The sequence below is a fragment of the Arthrobacter sp. TE26545 genome, from assembly GCF_056279005.1.
Genome location: NZ_JBWBQM010000001.1, coordinates 1,530,095 through 1,553,550 on the forward strand (window position 1 = coordinate 1,530,095; position 23,456 = coordinate 1,553,550).

The 23,456-nt window shown below is 67.2% G+C and carries 21 protein-coding genes; 8 read left to right on the plus strand and 13 right to left on the minus strand.

All coding sequences use genetic code 11. From position 1 onward, the window contains the following. Window positions 1–56 precede the first annotated feature (56 nt). Window positions 57–857, minus strand: coding sequence for a polyphosphate--glucose phosphotransferase (gene ppgK / locus ACZ9CK_RS06800; RefSeq protein WP_426303012.1), 801 nt, complete (start codon window positions 855–857; stop codon window positions 57–59). Between the two features lie 86 nt (window positions 858–943). Continuing rightward, window positions 944–1,822: a type I methionyl aminopeptidase gene (map, locus tag ACZ9CK_RS06805; RefSeq protein WP_426303013.1), complete on the minus strand. Its 879-nt coding sequence runs from the start codon at window positions 1,820–1,822 to the stop codon at window positions 944–946. Between the two features lie 106 nt (window positions 1,823–1,928). On the opposite strand from map, the gene ACZ9CK_RS06810 reads away from it, so the two are divergent. Next, window positions 1,929–2,093, plus strand: a complete 165-nt coding sequence (locus ACZ9CK_RS06810) for an SPOR domain-containing protein (protein ID WP_426303014.1) — start codon at window positions 1,929–1,931, stop codon at window positions 2,091–2,093. Window positions 2,094–2,120: 27 nt separating this feature from the next. Here the strand turns inward: ACZ9CK_RS06810 and panB are convergent, their stop codons facing one another. Continuing rightward, the gene (gene panB, locus ACZ9CK_RS06815; RefSeq protein WP_426303015.1) at window positions 2,121–3,059 is read right to left on the minus strand and encodes a 3-methyl-2-oxobutanoate hydroxymethyltransferase; all 939 of its coding nucleotides are present in this window, start codon (window positions 3,057–3,059) and stop codon (window positions 2,121–2,123) included. A 193-nt stretch (window positions 3,060–3,252) separates the two neighbouring features. Between panB and glnA (ACZ9CK_RS06820) the strand changes: the two genes are divergently transcribed. Together glnA (ACZ9CK_RS06820) and ACZ9CK_RS06825 are read left to right on the plus strand one after the other, a co-directional pair. Then, window positions 3,253–4,593, plus strand: coding sequence for a type I glutamate--ammonia ligase (gene glnA, locus ACZ9CK_RS06820; protein WP_426303016.1), 1,341 nt, complete (start codon window positions 3,253–3,255; stop codon window positions 4,591–4,593). 9 nt (window positions 4,594–4,602) lie between these two features. Next, window positions 4,603–7,614: a bifunctional [glutamine synthetase] adenylyltransferase/[glutamine synthetase]-adenylyl-L-tyrosine phosphorylase gene (locus tag ACZ9CK_RS06825; protein WP_476049582.1), complete on the plus strand. Its 3,012-nt coding sequence runs from the start codon at window positions 4,603–4,605 to the stop codon at window positions 7,612–7,614. A gap of 27 nt (window positions 7,615–7,641) precedes the next feature. Here the strand turns inward: ACZ9CK_RS06825 and ACZ9CK_RS06830 are convergent, their stop codons facing one another. Together ACZ9CK_RS06830 and ACZ9CK_RS06835 are read right to left on the minus strand one after the other, a co-directional pair. Further along, window positions 7,642–8,127, minus strand: a complete 486-nt coding sequence (locus ACZ9CK_RS06830; protein ID WP_426303018.1) for an NUDIX domain-containing protein — start codon at window positions 8,125–8,127, stop codon at window positions 7,642–7,644. Window positions 8,128–8,216: 89 nt separating this feature from the next. Then, entirely contained in the window at window positions 8,217–8,543 is a 327-nt protein-coding gene (locus tag ACZ9CK_RS06835) for a hypothetical protein (protein WP_426303019.1), read from the minus strand. 156 nt (window positions 8,544–8,699) lie between these two features. Between ACZ9CK_RS06835 and ACZ9CK_RS06840 the strand changes: the two genes are divergently transcribed. Beyond that, a complete protein-coding gene (locus ACZ9CK_RS06840; RefSeq protein WP_426303020.1) occupies window positions 8,700–8,915 on the plus strand; it encodes a death domain-containing protein in 216 nt (71 codons plus the stop codon). Between the two features lie 72 nt (window positions 8,916–8,987). Here the strand turns inward: ACZ9CK_RS06840 and glnA (ACZ9CK_RS06845) are convergent, their stop codons facing one another. After that, the gene (gene glnA / locus ACZ9CK_RS06845; protein ID WP_426303035.1) at window positions 8,988–10,412 is read right to left on the minus strand and encodes a type I glutamate--ammonia ligase; all 1,425 of its coding nucleotides are present in this window, start codon (window positions 10,410–10,412) and stop codon (window positions 8,988–8,990) included. A gap of 311 nt (window positions 10,413–10,723) precedes the next feature. On the opposite strand from glnA (ACZ9CK_RS06845), the gene ACZ9CK_RS06850 reads away from it, so the two are divergent. Beyond that, window positions 10,724–11,161 carry an RDD family protein gene (locus tag ACZ9CK_RS06850; RefSeq protein ID WP_426303036.1) on the plus strand — a complete coding sequence of 146 codons (438 nt, stop codon included), beginning with the start codon at window positions 10,724–10,726 and terminating at the stop codon, window positions 11,159–11,161. A gap of 71 nt (window positions 11,162–11,232) precedes the next feature. On the opposite strand, the gene ACZ9CK_RS06855 is transcribed toward ACZ9CK_RS06850, so the two are convergent. The 3 genes from ACZ9CK_RS06855 to lipB all read right to left on the minus strand — a co-directional run bounded on the left by ACZ9CK_RS06855 (window position 11,233) and on the right by lipB (window position 13,780). Next, window positions 11,233–11,988 carry a DUF4191 domain-containing protein gene (locus ACZ9CK_RS06855; RefSeq protein ID WP_426303037.1) on the minus strand — a complete coding sequence of 252 codons (756 nt, stop codon included), beginning with the start codon at window positions 11,986–11,988 and terminating at the stop codon, window positions 11,233–11,235. Between the two features lie 77 nt (window positions 11,989–12,065). Beyond that, the gene (gene lipA, locus ACZ9CK_RS06860; RefSeq protein ID WP_426303038.1) at window positions 12,066–13,085 is read right to left on the minus strand and encodes a lipoyl synthase; all 1,020 of its coding nucleotides are present in this window, start codon (window positions 13,083–13,085) and stop codon (window positions 12,066–12,068) included. Continuing rightward, window positions 13,082–13,780, minus strand: coding sequence for a lipoyl(octanoyl) transferase LipB (gene lipB / locus ACZ9CK_RS06865; RefSeq protein ID WP_476050871.1), 699 nt, complete (start codon window positions 13,778–13,780; stop codon window positions 13,082–13,084). Before lipB ends, lipA begins: the two co-directional genes overlap by 4 nt. Before the next feature lie 98 nt (window positions 13,781–13,878). Here lipB and ACZ9CK_RS06870 point away from each other — a divergent pair, with 98 nt between their 5' ends. Further along, window positions 13,879–15,471, plus strand: a complete 1,593-nt coding sequence (locus ACZ9CK_RS06870) for a serine/threonine-protein kinase (protein ID WP_476049583.1) — start codon at window positions 13,879–13,881, stop codon at window positions 15,469–15,471. Window positions 15,472–15,504: 33 nt separating this feature from the next. On the opposite strand, the gene ACZ9CK_RS06875 is transcribed toward ACZ9CK_RS06870, so the two are convergent. Continuing rightward, a complete protein-coding gene (locus ACZ9CK_RS06875) occupies window positions 15,505–16,398 on the minus strand; it encodes a TIGR01777 family oxidoreductase (protein WP_476049584.1) in 894 nt (297 codons plus the stop codon). Window positions 16,399–16,480: 82 nt separating this feature from the next. On the opposite strand from ACZ9CK_RS06875, the gene ACZ9CK_RS06880 reads away from it, so the two are divergent. Continuing rightward, entirely contained in the window at window positions 16,481–20,026 is a 3,546-nt protein-coding gene (locus ACZ9CK_RS06880) for a S41 family peptidase (RefSeq protein WP_476049585.1), read from the plus strand. A 71-nt stretch (window positions 20,027–20,097) separates the two neighbouring features. Here ACZ9CK_RS06880 and ACZ9CK_RS06885 read toward each other — a convergent pair whose 3' ends face one another. Continuing rightward, complete coding sequence (locus ACZ9CK_RS06885) at window positions 20,098–20,526, minus strand: OsmC family protein (RefSeq protein ID WP_426303043.1); 429 nt, start codon at window positions 20,524–20,526, stop codon at window positions 20,098–20,100. A 140-nt stretch (window positions 20,527–20,666) separates the two neighbouring features. On the opposite strand from ACZ9CK_RS06885, the gene ACZ9CK_RS06890 reads away from it, so the two are divergent. Further along, the gene (locus ACZ9CK_RS06890; protein WP_476049586.1) at window positions 20,667–21,050 is read left to right on the plus strand and encodes a VOC family protein; all 384 of its coding nucleotides are present in this window, start codon (window positions 20,667–20,669) and stop codon (window positions 21,048–21,050) included. Between the two features lie 75 nt (window positions 21,051–21,125). Here the strand turns inward: ACZ9CK_RS06890 and ACZ9CK_RS06895 are convergent, their stop codons facing one another. After that, window positions 21,126–21,482, minus strand: coding sequence for a hypothetical protein (locus ACZ9CK_RS06895; protein ID WP_426303045.1), 357 nt, complete (start codon window positions 21,480–21,482; stop codon window positions 21,126–21,128). A 190-nt stretch (window positions 21,483–21,672) separates the two neighbouring features. After that, entirely contained in the window at window positions 21,673–23,430 is a 1,758-nt protein-coding gene (sucB, locus tag ACZ9CK_RS06900; RefSeq protein ID WP_476049587.1) for a 2-oxoglutarate dehydrogenase, E2 component, dihydrolipoamide succinyltransferase, read from the minus strand. Window positions 23,431–23,456 lie beyond the last annotated feature (26 nt).

Here is a 23,456-nt window from a genome sequence, read left to right on the forward strand (position 1 = left end):
AAGACTCCGGTGGTGGCGGCGGAGGGGAAGCCCCCGCCACCACCGGCACCAACCCTCTACTTGACGAGCTTGTGGTGGAAAGCGACTTCCAGGGCGGCGCCGACGATTCCGGCGTCGTTCTTCAGCTCCGCGGTGACGATCTTGGTCCGCAGTTCCAGGTGCGGGAAGTATTCGTCCGAGCGCTTGGAGATTCCGCCGCCGATGATGAAGAGCTCGGGGGAGAAGAGGAACTCGACGTGCTGCAGGTAGCGGTTGAGCTTGACCCCGTACTCGTCCCAGCTCAGGCCGTCGCGTTCGCGGGCGACGGCGGAGGCCTTCGTTTCGGCGTCATATCCGTCGACCTCGAGGTGGCCGAGTTCAGCGTTGGGGACCAGCTGGCCGTTGAAGATGAAGGCGGAGCCGATGCCGGTGCCGAGGGTGATGACCAGGACGGTGCCGTCCACGCCTTCACCGGCGCCGTAGCGGGCTTCGGCGAGGCCGGCGGCGTCGGCGTCGTTGATAACCTCGACCGGGCGGCCCAGGCGTTCGCTGAACAGGCTGTCGACGTCGGTCTCCAGCCAGGACTTGTCAACGTTCGCCGCTGAGCGGACCACGCCGTGCTGGATGATGCCCGGGAAGGTGACACCGACCGGCGAGCCTTTCGCCGGAGCCTCAGGACGGTCCGAAAGTTCTTCGACGATCTGGGCCACGACATCGGCGACGGCTTCCGGGGTGGCCGGCTGCGGGGTAGGGATCCGGAAGCGCTCACCGACGAGCTTGCCCTTCTTCAAGTCCACGATTCCGCCCTTGATGCCGGTACCGCCGATGTCGATCCCGATCAGCGGGGCGTTCTTGTGGGTCTTCGAATCCTTCGTCAATGCATATCCGTTCTAGGCAGGTGGTTGGCGGCAGATGGGGCACTAGGCAAATAGGCGCGGGGCGGCCGGGACTTCCGGCGGCCCGGTCAAGGCAGCGTGAGGATTTCCGCGCCGGTGTCGGTCACGAGCAGGGTGTGTTCGAACTGCGCGGTGCGCTTGCGGTCCCGGGTCACTACGGTCCAGTTGTCCGGCCACATGTCCCATTCGACCGTGCCGAGGGTGAGCATGGGTTCGATGGTGAAGACCATGCCGGACTCGATGACCGTGTTGTAGGCCGGTGCGGCATCGTAGTGCGGAATGATCAGGCCTGTGTGGAAGGCCTCGCCCACTCCGTGGCCCGTGAAATCACGGACCACTCCGTAACCGAAACGCTTTGCGTAGGATTCGATGGCCCTGCCGATCACGTTGATTTCGCGGCCGGGTGCCACTGCCTTGATGGCCCGGTTGAGGGACTCCTGTGTCCGCTCCACCAGGAGACGCGACTCTTCGTCGACGTCGCCCACCAGGAAGGTGTAGTTGGTATCACCGTGCACGCCATTGATGAACGCGGTGATGTCGATGTTCAGGATGTCGCCGTCCTGGACCACTGTGGAGTCCGGGATGCCGTGGCAGATGACCTCGTTGAGCGAGGAGCACAGCGACTTGGGGAAGCCCCGGTAGCCCAGGGTGGACGGGTACGCGTTGTGGTCCATGAGGAACTCGTGCCCGATCCGGTCCAGCTGGTCCGTTGTGACGCCCGGCTGGATGTGCTTTCCGACCTCCACGATCGCCTGCGCGGCAATCCGGCCCGCGATGCGGATCTTCTCGATGGTCTCCGCAGACTTTACTTCGGAGCCGGTGAACTTGGCCGGGGCCGGCTTGCCGACATACTCGGGGCGTGCAATCGACGCCGGAACCGGCAGCTGCGGGCTGACGGTTCCTTGGGTGAGCGTGCCGATGGGTGCAGTCAAAGCGGGGGAAGGCATAGATTGATCATATAAGGGAGCGACGAGACGCAGCTAACAATGCGGGCGGCCGGGCATGGCCGCCGCGAAAAGTTACGCGGCGGCCGCCCATCGGGAAGGAGTCACCGTGACGGAGTACTGGTACAACGTGCAGACCCACAAGGTCGAGGAGGACGCGTTGTCCGACTGGACCCAGCTGATCGGGCCGTACAAGACCCGCGAGGAAGCCGAGCACGCGCTTGAGAAGGTCCGGGCCCGCAACGAGGCCTGGGAGAAGGGCGACGAAGACTGACGGCGCGTCCGGCTAGAACGCGTCCGGCTAGAAGGAGTGCTCGGGGCCGGGGAAGGTGCCTGAGCGGACTTCTTCGGCATACGTCCGGGCGGCGTCACCGAGGATGCCCCGCAGGTTCGCGTACTGCTTGACGAACTTGGCCATCTTGCCGCCCCGGAGGCCGGCCATGTCCTGCCAGACCAGCACCTGGCCGGTGGTCGCATTCCCTGCTCCGATGCCGATCGTCGGCACCTTGATCGCGGCGTCGACCGCGGCGGCTGTGTCCGCCGGGACCATTTCCATCAGCACACTGAAGGCGCCGGCATCCACGAGTGCAACGGCGTCGTCGATCAACCGCTGTGCATCGTCCCCGCGGCCCTGGACCCGGTAGCCGCCAAGCGCGTGTTCGCTTTGCGGGGTGAAACCGATATGGGCCATCACCGGAATGCCGGCCTGCACCATTGCGCGGACCGTCGGTGCGTAATAGGCGCCGCCTTCGATCTTCACCGCCTGGGCCAGGCCCTCCTTGAGGAAGCGTACGCCGGTGGCCACCGCCTGCTCGGCGGACACTTCGTAGCTGCCGAAAGGCAGATCCGCCACGATAAGGGCCCGCTTGGCGGAGCGGGCGACGGCACGGCAGAGGGGGAGCAGTTCGTCCACTGTGACCGGAAGGCTGCTTTCGTTGCCGAAGACGTTGTTGGACGCGGAGTCGCCGATCAGCAGGACCTCGATGCCGGCCTGGTCGAAGATTTCGGCGGTGTACTGCTCGTAGGCCGTCAGCATGGCGAAGCGGGCGCCCTTGGCCTTGGCCTGCTGGAGGTGGTGGATGCGCACGCGGCCGGATGGCGCGGCGCCTGCCGCTCCGGCGGAAGGAGTGCCGGCAGAAGGAGCGCCAGCCGCCGACGGGCCGGAGCCGTAAGGTGCGGTCGTCTCGTGGTTGGTGCCGGACTCGGGGTGGTTGCGCGATTCAGGGTTGCTCGGGGCCATGGACAAGAGCGTATGCGGTCCCCGTCCGGCTAGCCACCAGCGAGACAACGCTCCCGCTTTTGTAAACGCTGTGTTACGGGGAGTCCCGACATCGGCAATCGCGCACAATGCTTAGTAGAGTGAAGGCTGAGCTGCCGCGGGACCGGAGAAAACTCCGCCTGCGGTGTGGACATTGAATCTGAAAAGGGGCCCCATGGACCGCCAGCAAGAGTTCGTACTGCGGACCATCGAAGAGCGCGACGTGCGCTTCGTGCGCTTGTGGTTTACCGACGTCGTCGGATCGCTCAAATCGGTGGCACTTGCCCCCGCCGAGGTGGAAGGTGCCTTCGAAGAAGGCCTCGGCTTCGACGGATCGGCGATCGAGGGCCTCGCCCGCGTCTTTGAGTCGGACATGCTTGCCCAGCCGGACCCGGCCACCTTCCAGATCCTGCCCTGGCGCGGAGACACCGAACAGACCTCCCGGATGTTCTGCGACATCCTCACCCCGGACGGCGAGCCGTCCGCCGCCGACCCCCGCAATGTCCTCAAGCGCACCCTCGCGAAGGCCGCGGACATGGGGTTCACCTGCTACACCCACCCCGAAATCGAGTTCTACCTGCTGAAGTCCAGCGAGCTCGGTCCCGGCGGGGCGCCGGTTCCTGTGGACGAAGGCGGCTACTTCGACCACGTTCCGGGCGGCGTGGCCCAGGACTTCCGCCGCACCGCCGTCACCATGCTCGAATCCGTGGGCATCTCCGTGGAGTTCAGCCACCATGAGGGCGGACCCGGCCAGAACGAAATCGATCTCCGCTACGCGGACGCCCTGCAAACGGCGGACAACATCATGACCTTCCGCACGGTCATCAAGGAGGTGGCGCTGCAGCAGGGCACCTACGCCACCTTCATGCCCAAGCCGTTCACGGACCACCCCGGTTCCGGCATGCACACCCACTTTTCCCTCTTCGAGGGCGACACGAATGCCTTCTACGAAGCCGGCGCGGAATTCCAGCTCTCCAGGACGGCACGCCAGTTCATCGCGGGCATCCTCAAGCACGCCCCGGAGTTCACGGCCGTGACCAACCAGTTCGTCAACTCCTACAAGCGGCTGTGGGGCGGCGGTGAGGCTCCGAGCTACCTGAGCTGGGGCCACAACAACCGCTCGGCCCTGGTCCGGGTTCCGCTCTACAAGCCCGGCAAGGGCCAGTCAGCCCGCATCGAGTACCGCGGCATCGACTCCGCCACCAACCCCTACCTGGCTTATGCGGTGCTCCTGGGCGCCGGCCTGAAGGGCATCGAGGAAGGCTACGAGCTGCCGCCGGCGGCAGAGGACGACGTCTGGTCGCTGACCTCCGCTGAACGCAAGGCGATGGGCCACGCTCCGCTGCCGTCCAGCCTCCACGACGCCATCCGGGCCATGGAGGACTCCGAGCTCGTGGCCCAGATCCTCGGCGAGCAGGTCTTCGAACACTTCCTGCGCAACAAGCGGGCGGAATGGCAGGACTACCGGCTCCAGGTCACCCCGTACGAGCTTCAGCGCAACCTCGGCATCCTCTAGGCGGGCGGCATGAGCCTGGCACGCCGGCTCATATCAGCCGGTTTCAGCGATCTTGACAAAGGGGAGCGCTTCCTTGGCGCCCGTGAACTCGACGGAATCGACCAGGAGACCCTTTTCGCGGGCCTGCACCTGAGTGCCAGCCCCGATACGGCCCTGCAGACCCTGGTGCGGCTCATCGAGAAGCACCCGGCCCTGCGGGAGCTTGCGGCCGCCGAGCTGGACCGCAGCGAACCGCTGTACCGCCTGCTCGGCGCCTCCGAGGCCCTGGGCGAGTTCCTGATCCGCCACCCTGAGCACCTCGATGTCTTCGACGAGCGGGTCAGCCCCGAACCACAGGCGCAGGACCCGGCTGTGCTGCGGGCACGGCTGCTCGCCTCGGTCCGCGCCGACGCCGCTTCCCCGCGGCCGGTGGCTGGCCTGACCGGCCCCGCCGCCTATGCGGCCCTGCGCACGGCATACCGGCGCGGCCTGACCGAACTTGCCATCCGCGACCTGTGCGCCGCGAGCCCGCAGGATGCGATGCCGATCGTCGGTGCGGAGCTTGCGGATCTCGCCGGGGCCGCGATCGAAGCTGCCCTGGCGGTGTCCAGGGCCGAGGCGGCCGGCACCTTCGACCCGGCGGATGTCGCCGCCGTCCGGCTGGCAGTGATCGGCATGGGCAAATGCGGCGCCCGCGAGCTCAACTACATCTCCGACGTCGACGTCATCTATGTGATCGAAGCGCAAGGGCTTGAGGACGCCCACGCCGCCACGATCGGCACCGCACTGGCCAGCGGCATCTCGCGGGCGATTTCCTCCACCGCGCCGGAACCGGGCCTCTGGGAAGTCGACGCGAACCTGCGCCCAGAGGGCAAATCCGGGCCGCTGGTGCGGACCTTGCCATCGCACCTGAGCTACTACGCCCGCTGGGCGGACAGCTGGGAGTTCCAGGCGCTCCTGAAGGCCCGCACTATCGCCGGCGACAGGGAACTCGGCACCCGCTACGAGGACGCCGTGCAGCCTTTGGTCTGGGCGTCGTCGGGCCGTGAGGGCTTCGTCGAATCCGTCCAGGCGATGCGTCGCCGAGTCACCGACAACATCGCCCCGGCAGAGGAACAGCGCCAGATCAAGCTCGGCCCGGGCGGCCTGCGGGACGTTGAGTTCACCGTCCAGTTGCTGCAGCTGGTCCATGGGAAATCGGACGAGACGCTGCGCAGCCGGGACACGACGTCGGCCATTGCCGCGCTCTCCGCCGGCGGTTACATCGGCCGTGCGGATGCCGCTGCCTTCGACAGCGCGTACCGTTACCTGCGGCTGCTGGAGCACCGGATCCAGCTCTTCCAGCTGCGCCGCACGCACCTGATGCCCACCAGCGAGGACGCCCAGCGTTTCCTGGCAAAGGCGGTGCTCGGGCCGTTTTCCTCGGAACGCCCGCACCCGGATGCCCTGATCGGCACCTGGCAGAAGACGAAACGCTCAGTCCGCGAGCTGCACGAACGGATCTTCTACCGCCCGCTGCTGAACACTGCAGCAAGCCTCAGCAGCGAGGACGCGCGGCTCAGCCCGGAAGCGGCACAGGGGCGCCTGGCGGCGCTCGGCTATCGCGATCCGCGGGGTGCCATGCGGCACATCGAGGCGCTCACCGCAGGTGTGAGCCGCCGGGCGGCCCTGCAGCGGCAGCTGCTGCCCATCCTGCTTGGCTGGCTCGCCGAAGGAGTCGATCCCGACGCCGGGCTGCTCGCCTTCCGCCGCGTCAGCGAGGCCCTTGGCACCACGCACTGGTATTTGGGGATGCTGCGCGATTCGCAAGCAGCGGCCGAGCGGCTCTGCCATGTGCTCTCCAACTCCCGGCTGATCGCCGACCTGTTGGAAGTCTCTCCCGAATCGGTGGCTTGGCTGGGGAACGACAAGGAGCTCAAGCCGGTCTCCTTCGAGGCGCAGTGGCAGGAAATCCAGTCGAAGATGTCCCGCCACGCCGATCCGGAAAGCGCGATGCGCCTCATCCGGCTTATCCGGCGCCGCGAAATCCTGCGGATTGCCATTGCCGACAGTTCCGGGCTTCTCGACCAGGACGAAGTGGGCGCTGCCCTGGCCGACACGGACCGCGCCGCGGTCCTGGGGGCCCTGCATGTGGCCGAGAGCATCGTTTCCGACGGCGGCCCGCTCAAGACCCACGTGCTGGTGGTGGCCATGGGACGCCAGGGAGGCCGGGAGATCGGCTACGGCTCCGACGCCGACGTCATGTACGTCCACCGGGCACAGCCTGGTGCCAACGACGAGGAAGCACAGAAGCAGGCCCTCGCGATCGTCGCCCAGGTGTCGAGCCTGCTGACCCAGCCGCTGAAGCCGGCGATCATGGCCGAACGGGTCCTCGCGGTCGACGCCGACCTGCGGCCGGAAGGCAAGAGCGGGGCGATGGTGCGCTCCCTGGACTCCTACGCCGAGTACTACCGCCGCTGGTCCCTGATCTGGGAGGCCCAGGCGCTTCTGCGCGCCAAGCCGATGGCAGGCGACGACGGCCTCGCCGCCGACTTCGTCGAACTCGTGGATCCCATCCGGTACCCGGCAGCGCTTGCGGACACCGAGCTTCGCGAAATCCGGCGGATCAAGGCACGCGTCGAATCGGAACGGCTGCCGCGCGGTGCCGATCCCGCACGCCACGTGAAGCTCGGCCGTGGTGGCCTCAGCGACGTCGAATGGCTCGTCCAGCTCCTGCAGCTCCAGTATGCAGGGAAGCATCCCTCACTGCGGACCACGTCCACCATGCAGGCGCTGGACGCCATCGCAGAGCTGGAGCTGATCGGGAAGGAAGACGCCCGGCTTCTGCGCTCCACCTGGCGCCTGGCAAGCCGGATCCGCTCGGCCAACGTGATCTGCACCGGTCGTGCCTCCGACCTGTTGCCGGCCTCGCGCCGGGACCTGGAGGCGGTGGCGCGCTGGTGCGGCTACGCGCCGGGCCAGGCCGCGGTCTTCGAAGAGGACTATCTTCGGATGAGCCGGCGGACGCGCGCCGTCTTCGAGCGGGAGTTCTACGGCCAGTAACATCCAGTGGCCCGCGATGCCTTGGGCCTAGATGACTTCCTCGCGGTCCTGGAGTTCAAGGACCCGGCCCTCGCGCAGCCCCGTGAGGGCCGAAGCCACGTGGAATGCACCGTGGATCCCGAAATAGTCGGGGAAGTCCGCCTCGGCGACAAACCGCCATTCCGTGAGTTCCGCTTCCTGCAGGACGATCCGCGCGTCGCCGGACAGGACTCCGCCGTCGTAGAGGAAGTTCAGGCCATCGCCGATGGGGGACGGAAACGCCGAGTGGCCAATGATGAGGAGGGCTCCAGGGACGATGTCCAGGCCCAATTCTTCGCGGCCTTCACGGCGCGCGGCGGCGCGGGGGGCTTCCCCGGCATCGACCGTGCCGCCAGGCAGGAGCCAGCCGTCCTTGTAGTTCGGCTTCACCGCCAGGACCCTGCCTCCATGGTCACGGATGACGAGCCCCGCGGCTACGCGCCGGCGGGGGAGGGTGCGGAAGTATTCGCGGCTTTCGGGACTGAGTTCGGCCATGCCGCCACGGTAACAGGACGGGAGCCGGGTCCGGGAAAATGTGACCGCCTCGCACGCGGGCCGCAACGCGGAGCCCTGGCAGTCGGGGCCTATTGCCCGGTGTGGTGGCCCATCTGGGTCTGGTTCAAGGCCGTGGGCAGTTCGTAAGGGTTGGGCTTCCTGTCCTCGTCCGGGCCCATCGCCTCGCGGTTGCCGTAGCTGCGGGGCGTGTTGAGGTCGCGGGAACGCAGGCGGAGTCCGACGGCGAGCAGCCCGAGGGAGTCTGCCAGCAGGACAAGGCCGAGGACGAACAGCACGGTTGTCCCGGCGTCGGCCTCTCCGCCCGCAACCGCCGCGAGCGGCCGGGGCAGGATCAAAGCGCAAGCGGCGAACGCGAGGCCCGACAGTACCAGCAGGATCGTCCATTTCTTCTTCATTGCTTCCCCCAAAAAGTAGTTCGGTCGAAATGCCGTGGCTCCATTCAACCGGGAAACATGGCAGGACGAAAGGTGCGGGCTCGGTGGAGTGAACGACGCCGGAGCCGGCGTCAACGTTTGTTGACGCCAGCTTGGCCGTCAACTATGGTTGACTCCATGGAGGTAGACCGTATGAAGACCCTGGTTGGATCAATGGATGGCATGGGACCCGCGGAGGCCCTCTATGCCGTGGCGGAACTGCAGAAGGAAGTAGGTAGGACCGAAGCCCAGTTGGTACGCGCCGCCCGCCAATCCGGCTTGTCCTGGGAAGCGATCGCCGTGTGCCTCGGCGTCAGCAAGCAGGCCGTACACAAGAAGTACGGGAAACAGTAGCCGCGCCGCGGCTTCCGGAACGCAAAAGGCCGGCCGCAGCCTGGAAGCTGCGACCGGCCCTTGCTGGTCCGACTAGACGCCGTAGTAGAGCTCGAACTCGTACGGGTTCGGGCGCAGCGCCAGCGGCTTGATCTCGTTCTCGTACTTGTACTCGATCCAGGTGTCGATCAGGTCCTGGGTGAAGACGCCACCGGCCTGCAGGAACTCGTTGTCCTCACGCAGGGCTTCCAGGGCTTCCTCGAGGGAGCCCGGAGCCTTCGGGATGTCCTTGGCCTCTTCGGCGGGGAGCTCGTAGAGGTCCTTGTCGATCGGTGCCGGGGGTTCGATGCGGTTGCGGATGCCGTCGATGCCGGCCATCAGCTGGGCAGCGAAGGCCAGGTACGGGTTGGAGGAGGGGTCCGGAGCGCGGAACTCGATGCGCTTGGCCTTCGGGTTGGAGCCAGTGATCGGGATGCGGATACCGGCGGAGCGGTTGCCCTGCGAGTAGACCATGTTGACCGGAGCTTCGAAGCCCTTGACCAGGCGGCGGTAGGAGTTCACCGTCGGGTTGGTGAAGGCCAGGACAGCGGAAGAGTGCTTCAGCAGGCCGCCGATGTACCAGCGTGCGGTGTCGGAGAGGCCGGCGTAGCCCTTCTCGTCATAGAACAGCGGTTCGCCGTTGTTCCACAGGGACTGGTGGCAGTGCATGCCCGAACCGTTGTCGCCGAAGACCGGCTTCGGCATGAAGGTGACGGACTTGCCCCAGGCGTCGGCGGTGTTCTTGATGACGTACTTGAACTTCTGCAGGTCATCGGCAGCCGCGGTCAGCGTGGTGAACTTGTAGTTGATTTCGGCCTGGCCGGCGGAACCGACTTCGTGGTGGGAGCGCTCGACCTCGAGGCCGGCCTTGTCCAGCTCGACGCACATGGCGTCACGCAGGTCGGCCTGCTTGTCGGTGGGGGAGACGGGGAAGTAGCCGCCCTTGACCGGGGTCTTGTAGCCGAGATTGCCGCCCTCTTCTTCGCGGCCGGTGTTCCAGTGGGCTTCCTCGGAGTCGATCTTGTAGAAGCTGCCCTGCGGGGAGGACTGGTACTGGATGTTGTCGAAGACGAAGAACTCGGCCTCGGGAGCGAAGAACGCGGTGTCGGCGATGCCGGTCGATGCGAGGTAGGCTTCTGCCTTCTCGGCAACGCCGCGCGGGTCGCGGTGGTAGGGGTCACCGGTGCGCGGGTTCACGATGGAGAAGTTCAGCGCCAGGGTCTTCTCGATGCGGAAGGTGTCGATGAACGCGGAAGTCACGTCGGGGATCAGCTGCATGTCCGACTCTGCGATGCCCTGGAAGCCGCGGATGGAGGAGCCATCGAACAGCTGGCCGTGTACGAAGAAGTCCAGGTCAACGCTCTTGGCCGGCACGTTGAAGTGCTGCTGGACGCCGGGCAGGTCGGTGAAGCGGATATCGACGAACTTGACGTCTTCTTCCTTGATGAACTGGAGAACTTCTTCCGCAGTCTTGAACATCTATGCTCCTAACGCATAACAGGTAACGGGCATTTGCCGTCTGATCCAGCGAAAACCGAAGCCGGCGGCGCACACAAAAGTGCCCCCGGTGCGGTGGCTAGCAACTCATACAACCTTAGGGAAAAGGGATTTCCCGGGAGTATCAGCTTTGTTTCAGGCAGGTTACAGAACCGCCTCCTGTGTAAACGCTACTTGCCGGAGGGGCCGGGGTCCACGTTGTCCGCAACGCGGCGCGGCGCCGTGCCTGAAGGCGGGGCAGCGGTGGCCGGCATGTGGCCGCCCTCCGCCGGTAATACCGTTAAGCTTGTTGGGTGGTTTCCCGTAAAGATCTCGGCTCATGGCTCACCGGCCCGGATACGTCCGGCATTTCAAAGTACCCGGGCGCACGGCTGGGCCTTCCCGAGTCCGGCCCGGGGTCCATGGCACGCGCCGGCCGGCGTATCCTTGGCATCTGCATCGACTGGGGCCTGGCGCTCCTGATCAGCAATTTCGCGTTTGCCGGTAACCAGTGGGCCACGCTTGCAGTCTTCGCGGTCGAGCAAATCCTGCTGATCGGCACTCTCGGCTACAGCATCGGGCACCGCATCGCAGGCATCCACGTGGTGAAGTTGAGCGGCGGCCCGGCCGGCCCGCTGGCCGCCCTGGTGCGGACGTTGCTTCTTTGCCTGGTGATTCCCGCCGTCATTTTCGACCCGGACCAGCGTGGCCTCCACGACAAAGCCATGAACACGATCCTTATCAGGATGTAGCGGCCGTCTCTGCCGAATACAAAAGAACCGCCCCCAAAAAGATGGAGGCGGTTTTTTGTATTCGCAGGAAATCAGCGCCCACGCTGGGGACGTGCCTTGTACGGATCAATGCCCTTCGGGATCGGCAGGCGGTTGCTGCCCAGGGATGAGATGCGCTTGCTGACCGCGTTGACCTCAACCTTGGTGAGCTCGTTCTTGAGCTTGTTCATGGTCTTGGCGATCTGGCTGATGGGAACCTGGCCTTCGCCCCGGCCACTTTCGATCACGTGGATGGTGACGTTCGGCAGGATGCGGGAGAGCTTCTTGCGTTCTGCGTCCAGTAGCGGCTTGGCCCGGTGCGACGGGCCTTCACTGACGAGGACGACGCCGGGACGGCCGATGGCGCGGAAGACGGCATCCTGCGTGCGCGGGTTGACGGCGACCGGCTGCTCTTCGGTGATCCAGCCGCGGCGCAGGGTTCCGAGGGCGGCGCCGGAAGCGCCCGGCTGGTTTTCGATCTGCGCGAAGGCAGCCCGCTCGGCGCGGCGGGACAGGATGAAGACGGCGGCCAGCAGGCCCAGCGGAATGCCGATGATCAGGCCAGTGATCGGGTTCTGGAGAAGGAAACCGATAAGCAGGCTGACGGCGATGACGCCCACGAAAGCCAGCACCATCAACCAGACGACCTGCGGGTCGCTCCGGCGGGTCATCTTGAAGACCTCGGCGATTTGCTTGAGCTGGCTCGGCTTCTTGGCCTTGGCTTCTTTGGGCTTGCGGGAGAACAGCCCGCGCTTCGGGGCGTCGGCGGCCGAGGGGGTCTGCTTGCTGGAATCAGGGGATTTCGCCATAGTGCCTTTAATTCTACGTGATGACAAAGGACCGGACGCCTGTTGAAAGGCGTCCGGTCCCCGTGGCTTGATGGATGTTACGCGCCGTGGGTGAGGAGGGTGCGGGCTTCCTGGCGGGTGGTGCCGGAGTCCTGGATGCCTTCGGCGATGTGGGCCAGGTGGTCGGGGATGTCGCGGCCTTTCTTGCGCATCGCGGTGGCCCAGAGCCGGCCGGCCCGGTAGGAGGAGCGGACCAGGGGTCCGGACATGACGCCCAGGAAGCCGATCTCTTCGGCTTCGTCGGCCAGGTCCACGAATTCCTGGGGCTTGACCCAGCGGTCCACGGGCAGGTGCCGTTCGGAGGGGCGCAGGTACTGGGTGATGGTGACCAGGTCGCAGCCGGCCTCGTGCAGGTCCTTCAGGGCCTCGGAGATCTCGGCGCGGGTTTCGCCCATGCCCAGGATGAGGTTGGACTTGGTGACCATGCCGTGGTTGCGGCCCTGGGTGATGACGTCCAGGGAGCGTTCGTAGCGGAACGCGGGGCGGATGCGCTTGAAGATCCGGGGCACGGTTTCGACGTTGTGCGCGAACACCTCAGGGGCCGAGTCGCAGATCGCGGCGATGTGCTCGGGGTTGCCGGAGAAGTCCGGGATGAGGAGCTCGACGCCGGTGCCGGGGTTCAGTTCGTGGATCTTGCGCACGGTTTCGGCGTAGAGCCAGACGCCCTCGTCCGCCAGGTCGTCGCGGGCCACGCCGGTCACGGTGGCGTAGCGCAGGTTCATGGACTGGACGGAGCGGGCGACCTTGGTGGGTTCGAGCCGGTCCAGGGGGGAGGGCTTGCCGGTGTCGATCTGGCAGAAATCGCAGCGGCGCGTGCATTCGGAGCCGCCGATCAGGAAGGTCGCTTCCCGGTCTTCCCAGCACTCGAAGATGTTCGGGCAGCCGGCTTCCTCGCAGACGGTGTGCAGGCCTTCCTGCTTCACGAGGTTCTTCAGGCCCACGAACTCGGGCCCCATCTGGACCTTGGCCTTGATCCACTCGGGCTTGCGTTCGACCGGTACCGCTTTGTTGCGCTGCTCAACACGCAGCAACTTACGGCCTTCAGGTGCCAGGGTCACTGGATAGCTCCTTCGGGGCTGAGGACGAGTGCTTCTTCGTGCTTGCGGAATTCTTCCACGAAGCGTTCGACGATGTCCGCCGGGTTGATGGTGCGGCCCGTCTCCAGGGACATGGTGGTGACCCCGGCGTCTGTGATGCCGCAGGCGATGATCTGCGCATAGGGAGCGAGGTCATTGCTGCAGTTGATGGCGACGCCGTGCATGGTCACGCCGTCAAGCACGCGGATGCCAATCGCGGCGATCTTCCGGTCCGGGCCTTTTTCGTCGGCCTTGATCCAGACCCCGGCCCGGCCCTTGATGCGTTCGGCCCGGATGCCGTAATCCTCAATGACGGCGATCATGGTGGCTTCCAGACGTTCAACGTAGTCGCGGATGCCGGCACGGTTCTTCAGCTTGATGATCGGATAGGCGATCAACTGTCCCGGACCGTGCCAGGTGAGTTTGCCGCCACGGTCGACAGGAACAACAGGGGTTCCGTCGAAGGGGCGCTCGTGGTCTTCCGTCAGCTTGCCTGCCGTGTAGACGGCGGCGTGCTCCAGGAGCAAGACGGTATTGGGTCCCTCGCCGGCAACAACCTTGTTGTGGATTTCGCGCTGCACGTCCCAGCCGTGCAAGTAATCTACGAAATCCGGGGCAAGACCCAGTTGTGAAAACTCTAGAGTCATGCGTTCAAGCTTAGACCCCGTCCGTGCCAGGCCATGATTTTGTGGCCAAGCTCTCAGTCATCACCGGTGATTTGGCTGCCTGTGGATAACTTCTGCGGGATTTCCGGGTTTCCGGTAATCCTTGAACCATGGAAATTCCCGATGCCCCGTTGATTCCCGGCCACGAGGCGGTCCGTGAGCTGGGGCGCGGCTCCAGCGCCTCGGTCTGGCTGGCCACCGCAAAGGGAGACGGCGGCCAGGTCGCGGTCAAGTGCTTCACCGGTGCACCATCTCCGCTGTCCGACCCGCAGTCCATGGCGGGCCTGCAGCGGGAAGTCAGGATCCTCTCCCGGTTGCAGCATGAACACCTGCTGGGCTTGCATGGCGTCCTCCGGCTCGGCGGTGGCTTCGACGGCCTGCCGGGACTGGTGATGGACTATGCCGCCGGGGGCTCCCTGGGACGCCTGGTCAGCGCGAGGACAAGGCTCAGTGTGGGCGAGACGGTCACCGTCGTCACCCCACTGGCGCGGCTCCTGGCGTTCCTCCACCAGGAAGGCGTCGTTCATTCCGATGTGTCTCCGGGCAACGTCCTGTTCAGCGCGCATGGCAAGCCGCTCCTGTCTGACCTGGGCATCGCGCGGATGCTCGGCGACCCCGGGGCGGCACCGGTCCAGGGGACGCCGGGATTCAGCGATCCCGCGGCGGGCGGCGATTCCGGCGTCCTCCGACCTGAACGGGACTGCTATTCGCTGGCGGCCCTTGCCTGGTACTGCCTCACCGGGGCGCCTCCCGAACGTTCATCGCGGCGGCCGCCGCTCACCCTGCTCGTGCCGGAGGTGCCCGCGGCTTTGGCCGCTGCGATCGAAGCAGGACTCCAGGAAGACCCTGCCGCCCGGCCGCCGGCGATGGCCTTCGGTGCCGCCGTTTACCGCAGCGCCGCGGCAGCTCCCGTGGATCTCTCCGATGCGGTGGACAGCAGCGTCGTTCCGGAGCTGCTGACCCGGCGCCGGCCGGCTTCAGGCAAGGGCGTCCGGACCAGGCGGCCGGCGCGTGGCGCGGGGCGCCGTCTGTTCGGGCTTCCCGGCAGGCCTTCCACTGCAGGGGCCAGGCCACGGCCCTCGGCAGGACCCCGGAGGAGGGCCCTGGTCGGGGCCGCCGGCGCGCTGGCCGTGGCACTCCTGCTTGCGGGAGGCATCTGGTGGTCCGCGGCGCCGTCGAAGCCCGGTACGGAAGCCCAGGGCAGCAGCGCGCCGGGCCCCGCGGGCATCCCGGACCCTGGCGGTGTGCCTGCCACCGGGCGAGGAGAACGCGTGAGTGACGGCCTCAGCGAAACGGTCCGTGCCCAGTTGCGTTCCGGGCGGCCCGAAGAAGCCATCAAGGGCTTGTCCGCCCTCCGTGATTCCGCCCTGCGCACGGGACGGCTGGAGCTCCTTGCGGAAGTCAATGCAGCCGGCTCGCCGGCAGCCGCCGCCGACTCAAAGATCGGGGCGCAGATGGAAAAGGCAGGGGTCGTGCTGGCAGGGTTCACGACCACCCTGAAAGACATCCGCGTTTCCAGCCTCGCCGGGAACGGAGGGGCGGCGGTTACCGCCGTCGTCGAAACTTCCCGCTTCGAGGAACGCGATGCGTCAGGGAAACTGGTCCGTCCACGGGAGGCGGCGCCGCCGCAGCAGCTGCGGCTGATGCTCTCTAAGGTCGACGGCGGGTGGCGGATCGCGGACATCCTCGCCGGAGGCCCTTGAAAAGACCCCTAAGCCTCGGCTGTTCTTCCAAGGTCAGTGGATCTCCGCTGCCAGCCATGCCGCAGCGTCCGAGAGCGCCGGGTGCTGCCATTCGAAACCGGCGTCGAGCAGCCGTGCCGGTTCCATGCGCTGGCTTGCCAGGACCAGTTCATCCGCGAGGCGGCCGAGCACCAGGCGCAGCGCCGGGGCGGGCACCCTCAAGAACGCGGGCCGGTGCACTGCGCGGGCAAGGGCGGCCACCAAGGCGTTGACGTCCGCGCTTTCCGGCGCGCAGACATTCACCGGCCCTTCGAGGCCGGATCCGAGCAGGAATTCAAAGGCGGCAACTTCGTCGGGCAGGGTGATCCACGGCCAGAACTGCCGCCCGTTGCCGAAGGAACCGCCGAGGCCAAGGCGCAACAGGGGGAGCATGGGGCCAAGTGCACCTCCCTTCGGGCTGAGCACCACCCCGGTCCGCGGCGTGACCACCCTGACACCGGACGGCGCCGCGTGCGCGGCAGCCTCCCATTCGACGCACAGCCTGGACAGCACGCCGGAACCGGGGCCGGCGTCTTCGCGGAGCACGCCGGTGCGCGAGCCGTAGTACCCCGAGGCCGACTGGCTCAGGAAGACCGGCGGAGGATCCTGCACCCGGGACATCGCCGCCGTCAGGGTTTCCGTCGTCTTCAGGCGCGAGGCCGCGAGCTCCCGCAACCGCGCCTTGCTCCAGCGGCGGTCGCCGATTCCAGCGCCCGAAAGGTTGACCACGGCGCCGGCGCCGTCGAGCACCTTCCCGTCCAAAACCCCGGCCGCCGGGTCCCAGGACCATTCGTCGGGAGCGGGCGCCGGACGCCGGACGAGGCGGACCACTTCGTGTCCCTTGTTGCGAAGGCTTTCCGCCAGCGCAGTCCCGATCAAACCCGATGCTCCGGAAATGACGATTCGCATGTCCTCATCACATCACGGCACGCGGTTTTCCGGCACAAGACGCCTTCCGGAAGGGGAATGACCGTTTGGCTATGATCGAACGATGACGTCTTCCAGTTACTTCCGTTTTCCGCATCTGCACGGCGATCTCGTCACCTTCGTGGCCGAGGACGACGTCTGGATCGCCCCGCTCGACGGCGGACGTGCCTGGCGGGTTTCGGCCCAGCAGCTGCCGGCCCGCAGCCCCCGCTTCTCGCCGGACGGAAAACGGCTTGTCTGGACCACGATCGTCGGAACCGCCCCCGAGGTGGTCGCTGCCGACGTCGACGGCGGCGCGTACACCCAGCTGACATACTTCGGGCACAGCAGCACCCGGGTCAGGGGGTTCACCCCGGCGGGCGAAGTGCTGGCCACCAGCTCGTACCGGCAGTCCGAAAACCGCCACAGCTACGCCTACGCCCTGCCGCTGGACGGCGGCTCCGCCATCGAGCTCCCGTACGGCCCGGTCGAATCCGTGGCCTTCGGCCCCGAAGTGGGGGATGAACGTCCGGTGGTCCTCGCCAGTGTGCTGTCCAGGGAGCCCGCTTGGTGGAAACGGTACCGCGGCGGAACCGCAGGGAAGCTGTGGATAGACCGCGATGGCAACGGCGAATTCGAACGGCTGGTGCCGGAACTCGACGGCAACCTGACGGACCCCATGTGGATCGACGGGCGCATCGCCTTTCTTTCGGACCACGAGGGCCACGGGAACCTGTATTCGGTGCTCCCGGACGGCAGCGGACTGCGCCGGCACACCGACCACGAGGACTTCTACGTGCGCCACGCCGCAACGGACGGCACACGCGTGGTGTTCGAATCCGCCGGTGAACTGTGGGTGCTGTCAGGACTCGCGGAGGACGCCGCGGCGGTGAAGCTGGACATCACGCTGGGGTCGGCCTCACAAAACCGCCGCCCGGCTCCGTTGAAGGTCGGCGCCCACCTGGGCGAGGTCTTCCCCAACGCTGCCGGCACCGCCAGTGCCGTGGAAAGCCACGGCACCATCCACTGGCTCCGGCACAAGGACGGCCCCTCCCGGGTCATCGAAGCCACCCCGGGCGTGCGCGCTAGGCTTCCCCGCCCGCTCGCCGGCGGAAAAATCGCCTACGTGGCGGACCACGGCGGCGTCGAGGCCATCTACATCAAGGACATTGCCGCTCCGCTTGAAGTGCCGGCCGGAAAGCAGCCGGATACGGCCGCCGGGGCTCCCGCCACGCAGCCGGACGAACTGCCGCAGCCCGACGCGCTGCCGCGGCCGGTGTCGGCGGCAGCGGTCACCGGGGGTCCCGTCGCGGCCGACGGTGCGGGGGCCGCAGTTCATGACGACGGCGGGGCGCACGACGGCGCGGCCGGGCACGAGCCTGGAACAAGCGGCGACGGCGGCACCTCCGCAGCGGATGCGGCCCCGGAGACGTCCGGGACGGTCCGCCGCATCGATTTTCCGCGTCCCGCCCGGCCTTGCGCGCTCGAGGCGAGCCCGGACGGCCGTTGGCTCGCCGTCGGAACGGCGTTCGGTGATGTCTTCCTGGCCGACACCCGCGACGGATCCCTGGAACCGCTGGTGACCATCGGGGACGGCACCATCGATGCCCTGGCGTGGTCCCCGGATTCGCAATGGCTTGCCTGGTCCGAACCCGTCACGTCCTTCGGCTCGCGCAGCAAGCTCCGCATGGCCAAGGCGGACGGCAGCAGCGGGATCATCGACATCACGGACGGACGCTTTTGCGACGAGTCGCCGGTGTTCACGCCGGACGGCAAGTTCCTCGCCTTCCTGTCCAACCGCAGCTTCGACCCCGTCTACGACGGGCATGCCTTCGACCTTTCCTTCCCGAGCCCCATCAAGCCGTATCTGCTGGCCCTCGCCGCGGATACGCCGTCGCCCTTCGGCCCCGCCATCGAGCTGCTGGAATTCGAGCCGCTGGATGGCGGCAGCGCCGGAACGGACGACGTCGGCCCCGGGGGCGCGGAACCGGCGGCTTCGGCGACGGCTGTCCCCGAGGTCCGGGTCGACGTCGACGGGCTGGCGTTTCGGGTGATCGGCGTGCCCGTGGCGCAGGGCAACTACTCCCGTCTTTCCGCCCCCGACGGCGCCCTCCTTTGGCTCGACACGCCCCTTTCCGGCGTCACCGGTGACGGGCGCGGCAGCCTCCAGGACAAGGCGCCGGCGCCGTCCCTGGTCCGCTACGAACTGGGCAAGCAGAAACAGAGCACCTTGGTGCCGGCCCTGACGCGCTACCGGCTGTCAGCCGACGGCAAGAGGATCGTCTTCGTCCACGAAAAACAGCTCAGCGCGGCCCCGGCCACGGCCAAGGCCGACGAGGAATCCGGTGAGCTGGTGAAGGTGGACCTGCAGCGCATCCGCGTGCTTTTGGAGCCGCTCGCTGTATGGGGCCAGGCTTTCGACGAGGCGTGGCGGCTGCAGCGGGACTTCTTCTGGACCGAGGACATGGCCGGGCAGGACTGGGAAGCCGTGCACCGGCGGTACCGGCCCCTGGTGGAGCGCCTCGGCTCGCACGACGATCTCGTGGACCTGCTGTGGGAACTGCACGGCGAACTGGGCACCTCACACGCCTACGTGCGTCCCGCAGCCGTGACCGAGCCCGGCAGTAACGGCCAGGGCCGGCTCGGTGCCGATCTCGAGTACCGCGACGGCGGCTGGGAGATCACCCGGATCCTGTCCGGCGACTCCTCCGACCCGCTGGCGAACCCGCCGCTGAAGCGTCCCGGAGCCGACGCGAAGGAGGGCGACATCCTGCTGGCGGTTGACGGCGTCGCGCTCTCCGCCGAGGTGACCCCGGCGAAGCAATTGCTCGGCGCCGCCGGGCGGGCCGTGGAACTGACCCTGCGCAACGGCCCCGGCCACGGCGCCGCGGCCGGGCTGCAGCGGCGGATCGCCGTCGTTCCGCTGAAGGATGAGGAGCGGCTCCGCTACCAGGAATGGGTGCACGGCAACCGCCGCACGGTCCGCGAGGCCTCCAACGGCACCTTCGGATACCTGCACGTGCCGGACATGATGGCCAACGGCTGGGCCCAGCTGCACCGGGACCTGGACACCGAAACAGCGCTGGACGGCCTCATCGTCGACGTCCGCCGGAACCGTGGTGGCCACACTTCCCAGCTCGTCGCGGAGCTGATCGGCCGCAAGGTGACCGGCTGGAGCATGCCGCGCGGCGAACGGCCGCGCACGTACCCGCACCACGCACCGCGTGGCCCGGTGGTCATCCTGGCCGATGAGTTCGCAGGTTCCGACGGCGACATCATCACCCAGGTCTCGAAGCTCCGGGGGATCGGCCCGGTGATCGGCACCCGCACCTGGGGCGGCGTGGTCGGCATCGACAACCGCTTCACGCTGGCCGACGGCACCGGAGTCACCCAGCCGCGCTACGCCACCTGGTTCGGCGACGGGGTCGCCTGGAGCGTGGAGAATTTCGGCGTCGAACCCGACATCGAGGTCCTCTTCCCGCCGCACGCTTACGCGGCCGGGACCGACCCGCAGCTGGAATACGGCATCGGCGCGCTCAAGGAAATGATCCAGGAGCTTCCCACCGACCGTCCTCCGCTGCGCGAGGGTTACCGCACCCTGCGTCCGGAACCGCTGCCGCCGCGGCCGTAGCGGAACTGCGGACGACTGAGGCCCTGGCCCTCCTTCCGGAGGGCCAGGGCCTCAGTGCTGTGCGGCTCTGCCTAGGCGGAGAGCGTGGCGTCCAGCGTGATGTCGATGCTTGCCAGCGCGCCGGAGACCGGGCAGCCCGTCTTGGCTTCGCCGGCGATCTTCTGGAAGTCCTCTTCCGTGATGCCGGGGACCGTGGCGCTCATGGTGAGGTGGCTTCCGGTGATGCCGGTGCCGGGGACGAAGGTGACGTCAGCCTTCGTCCGGACCTCTTCCGGAGTGTAGCCGGCTTGGGCCAGCGCGTTGCTGAAGGCCATCGAGAAGCAGGCGGAGTGCGCGGCTGCGATGAGTTCTTCCGGGCTGGTCTTGCCGCCGGACTGCTCGGTGCGTGCCTTCCAGGTGACCTCGTAGGTGCCCAGGCCCGAGCTGTCCAGAGTGGTGTTGCCGGAGCCTTCGATCAGGTTGCCGTTCCAAACGGTGTGTGCGGTGCGTGTTGCTGCCATGTCCACTCCTCAGCGTTGTCGCGAATCGGCCTCCGACGGTGCCGGAGGCCACTACGCTCAATCCTATGGATTCTGTCCCCGGCCTGCACGGCGTGTCCGCTGCGGGTGGAATGTGACCCCGGTTCCCTAGACTGTGCCCCATGGAAAACCTCTCCGAAGCGTCCCCGTCAGCCTCCCTCCGCCCGCGGATCGCATCGATCATGATCAACGCGGTGGACGCCGGGCGGCTGTCGGCATTCTGGTCCGAACTGCTTGATCTGCCCGTGGCCGCCCGCCACGCGGAGTTCATCTGGCTGGAAGCGGCAACCCCCGGGGCGCCGCAGCTTGCGTTCCAGCAGGTGCCGGCCCCGGCTGAGGGAAGGCGCCGGCTGCACCTGGACCTGCACCACCCCGAACCCGCCGTCCTCCGGCGCCGGGCGGAGTCCCTGGGGGCGCGGTTCGTGGAAGGACACAACATCGGCGACTTCCACTGGGCCGTTATGCAGGACCCGGAAGGCAACGAGTTCTGCATCGCGGCGGACTGACGGCGCCTCCTCTTCCAGTGTTAAACGTGGAAGGCCACCCTGCCATGGCAGGGTGGCCTTCACAGGCTCCGGGAGTCAGTTCCAGATGGTGGCGATGGCGATGTTGATCAACGCCAGCCCGCCCACGCCATGGGCCAGGCCGGTGGAGACCGGCTCGCCCTTCTTGACCTTGCGTGAACCGATGACGGCCAGCACGGCAACAGCGACGGCGATTGCGAACTTGATCCCCAGCTTGAAGTAGTTGGGATGCATGTTCAGCTCAGGAACAGTTATCAGGCCCATCATCGCGATGCCGGTGAGCAACTGGAGGAACGCACCGTCGCGCTGGCGCGGGTGGACGGTCGGTTCCTTGATGGTGGCGATCCAGTAGCCCACAATCATGGCCGCGCCGACGATGTGCAGGAAGACCAGAATGCTGAAGAGAATACTCATGGCTACAGCTTAGCGAGCAGTTTCTACGTCCCGTAGCAAAGCCACGGCCCCAATTGGGAAGAGAAAAGCCCCGAACCGGGAACAGAAAAGCCCCGAACCGGGAACAGAAAAGCGGGGCGGGCTCCGGTGGTTTCCCACTGGAGCCCGCCCCGTCGTCGTTTCCGGACTGCCGTCCGCGGCGGCTGGAAGCCTAGAGGCCCAGGTCAGCCTCGAAGGCACCTTCCTCAAGGCGGGCCTTGAGGGTCTGCAGGAAGCGGCCTGCGTCCGCGCCGTCCACCAGGCGGTGATCGTAGGTCAGCGACAGGTACATCATGGAGCGGATGGCGATCGAGTCGTCGCCGTTCTCATCGGCAACCACTACGGCGCGCTTGACGATGGCGCCGGTGCCGAGGATGCCGACCTGCGGCTGGTTGATGATCGGGGTGTCGAAGAGAGCGCCCACCGAGCCGATGTTGGTGATGCTGAAGGTGCCGCCGGAGAGCTCGTCCGGGCCGATCTTGCCGTCGCGGGTGCGGCTGGCGACGTCGGCGATCTTGCCTGCCAGGCCCGCGAGGTTCAGGTTGCCGGCGTCGGAGATGACCGGAACCAGCAGGCCCTTGTCGGTGTCCACCGCAATCGCCAGGTGCTCGGCGTTGTGGTAGGTGATCTGCTGGGTTTCCTCGTTGTATTCGGCGTTCAGCTTGGGGTGCTGCTTCAGCGCTTCGGCAACGGCCTTGGCAATGAAAGGCAGGAAGGTCAGCTTCACGCCGTTCTGGGCCTGGAAGGAGTTCTTGGCCTTGAGGCGCAGCTTGGCGATCTTGGTCATGTCGACCTCGTGCACCTGGGTCAGCTGGGTGGAGGTCTCAAGGGACTCACGCATACGGCGGGCGATCACCTGGCGGATGCGCGGAGCCTTCTCCGTGGTGCCGCGCAGCGTGGAAGCCACGACCGGAGCTGCGGCCTTCGGTGCAGCGGCTGCGGCGGCCGGGGCGGCAGCGGGGGCTGCGGCCTTCTGCGCCTCAGCAGCGGCCAGGACGTCCTGCTTGCGGATCCGGCCACCGACACCGGTGCCGGTCACGGTGGCGATGTCCACGCCGTTCTGGTTGGCGAGCTTGCGCACCAGCGGGGTCACGTAGGAGGAGGATTCCGACGACGGCGCCGCGGCAGGTGCCGGAGCGGGGGCTGCGGGTGCCGGAGCGGCGGGTGCAGCGGCGGCTGCGGGTGCCGGAGCAGCAGGTGCCGGAGCGGCGGGTGCAGCGGCGGGCGCGGCAGCAGGTGCCGGAGCAGCAGGTGCCGGAGCGGCGGGTGCAGCGGCGGGCGCGGCAGCAGGTGCCGGAGCAGCAGGTGCTGCGGCCGGGGCGCCGGAACCGACGACGGCCAGGACCGATCCGACCTCGGCGGTTTCGTCTTCGTTGACCCGGATCTCCAGCAGGGTGCCTGCGACCGGGGAGGGGATCTCGGTGTCGACCTTGTCGGTGGAGACCTCGAGCAGCGGCTCGTCGACCTCGATGGTGTCGCCGACGGCCTTCAGCCAGCGGGTGACGGTGCCTTCGGTGACGCTTTCGCCAAGTGCCGGGAGGGTGACTTCGTGGCCTTCGGCGGCCGGGGCGGCGGCAGGAGCTTCTGCTGCAGGTGCTGCGGCCGGCGCGGCGGCGGGAGCTTCGGCGGCCGGGGCGGGGGCTTCCTCGGCTGCGGGAGCAGGAGCGGCAGGTGCTTCGGCGGCCGGAGCGGCGCCGTTGCCGATACGGACCAGGGGAGCGCCGACCTCTGCGGTCTCGTCCTCAGCGACGAGGATTTCCTCGATGATGCCTGCGATCGGAGAAGGGATTTCGGTGTCTACCTTGTCGGTGGAGACCTCGAGCAAGGGCTCGTCGACTTCCACGCGGTCACCAACCTGCTTGAGCCAGCGGGTGACGGTGCCTTCGGTGACGCTTTCACCAAGGGCGGGCAAGTTAACGGATTCAGACATGTCGTCCCCGTTCTCCTTATTGTTTT

Bases quoted from the DNA above. Each gene is read 5' to 3' on its own strand.
- map (WP_426303013.1), bottom strand. From the start codon at position 1,822: ATGCCTTCCCCCGCTTTGACTGCACCCATCGGCACGCTCACCCAAGGA.
- panB (WP_426303015.1), bottom strand. From the start codon at position 3,059: ATGGCCCCGAGCAACCCTGAATCGCGCAACCACCCCGAGTCCGGCACC.
- glnA (WP_426303016.1), top strand. From the start codon at position 3,253: ATGGACCGCCAGCAAGAGTTCGTACTGCGGACCATCGAAGAGCGCGAC.
- ACZ9CK_RS06825 (WP_476049582.1), top strand. From the start codon at position 4,603: ATGAGCCTGGCACGCCGGCTCATATCAGCCGGTTTCAGCGATCTTGAC.
- ACZ9CK_RS06830 (WP_426303018.1), bottom strand. From the start codon at position 8,127: ATGGCCGAACTCAGTCCCGAAAGCCGCGAATACTTCCGCACCCTCCCC.
- ACZ9CK_RS06835 (WP_426303019.1), bottom strand. From the start codon at position 8,543: ATGAAGAAGAAATGGACGATCCTGCTGGTACTGTCGGGCCTCGCGTTC.
- ACZ9CK_RS06840 (WP_426303020.1), top strand. From the start codon at position 8,700: ATGGAGGTAGACCGTATGAAGACCCTGGTTGGATCAATGGATGGCATG.
- glnA (WP_426303035.1), bottom strand. From the start codon at position 10,412: ATGTTCAAGACTGCGGAAGAAGTTCTCCAGTTCATCAAGGAAGAAGAC.
- ACZ9CK_RS06855 (WP_426303037.1), bottom strand. From the start codon at position 11,988: ATGGCGAAATCCCCTGATTCCAGCAAGCAGACCCCCTCGGCCGCCGAC.
- ACZ9CK_RS06870 (WP_476049583.1), top strand. From the start codon at position 13,879: ATGGAAATTCCCGATGCCCCGTTGATTCCCGGCCACGAGGCGGTCCGT.
- ACZ9CK_RS06875 (WP_476049584.1), bottom strand. From the start codon at position 16,398: ATGCGAATCGTCATTTCCGGAGCATCGGGTTTGATCGGGACTGCGCTG.
- ACZ9CK_RS06880 (WP_476049585.1), top strand. From the start codon at position 16,481: ATGACGTCTTCCAGTTACTTCCGTTTTCCGCATCTGCACGGCGATCTC.
- ACZ9CK_RS06885 (WP_426303043.1), bottom strand. From the start codon at position 20,526: ATGGCAGCAACACGCACCGCACACACCGTTTGGAACGGCAACCTGATC.
- ACZ9CK_RS06890 (WP_476049586.1), top strand. From the start codon at position 20,667: ATGGAAAACCTCTCCGAAGCGTCCCCGTCAGCCTCCCTCCGCCCGCGG.
- ACZ9CK_RS06895 (WP_426303045.1), bottom strand. From the start codon at position 21,482: ATGAGTATTCTCTTCAGCATTCTGGTCTTCCTGCACATCGTCGGCGCG.
- sucB (WP_476049587.1), bottom strand. From the start codon at position 23,430: ATGTCTGAATCCGTTAACTTGCCCGCCCTTGGTGAAAGCGTCACCGAA.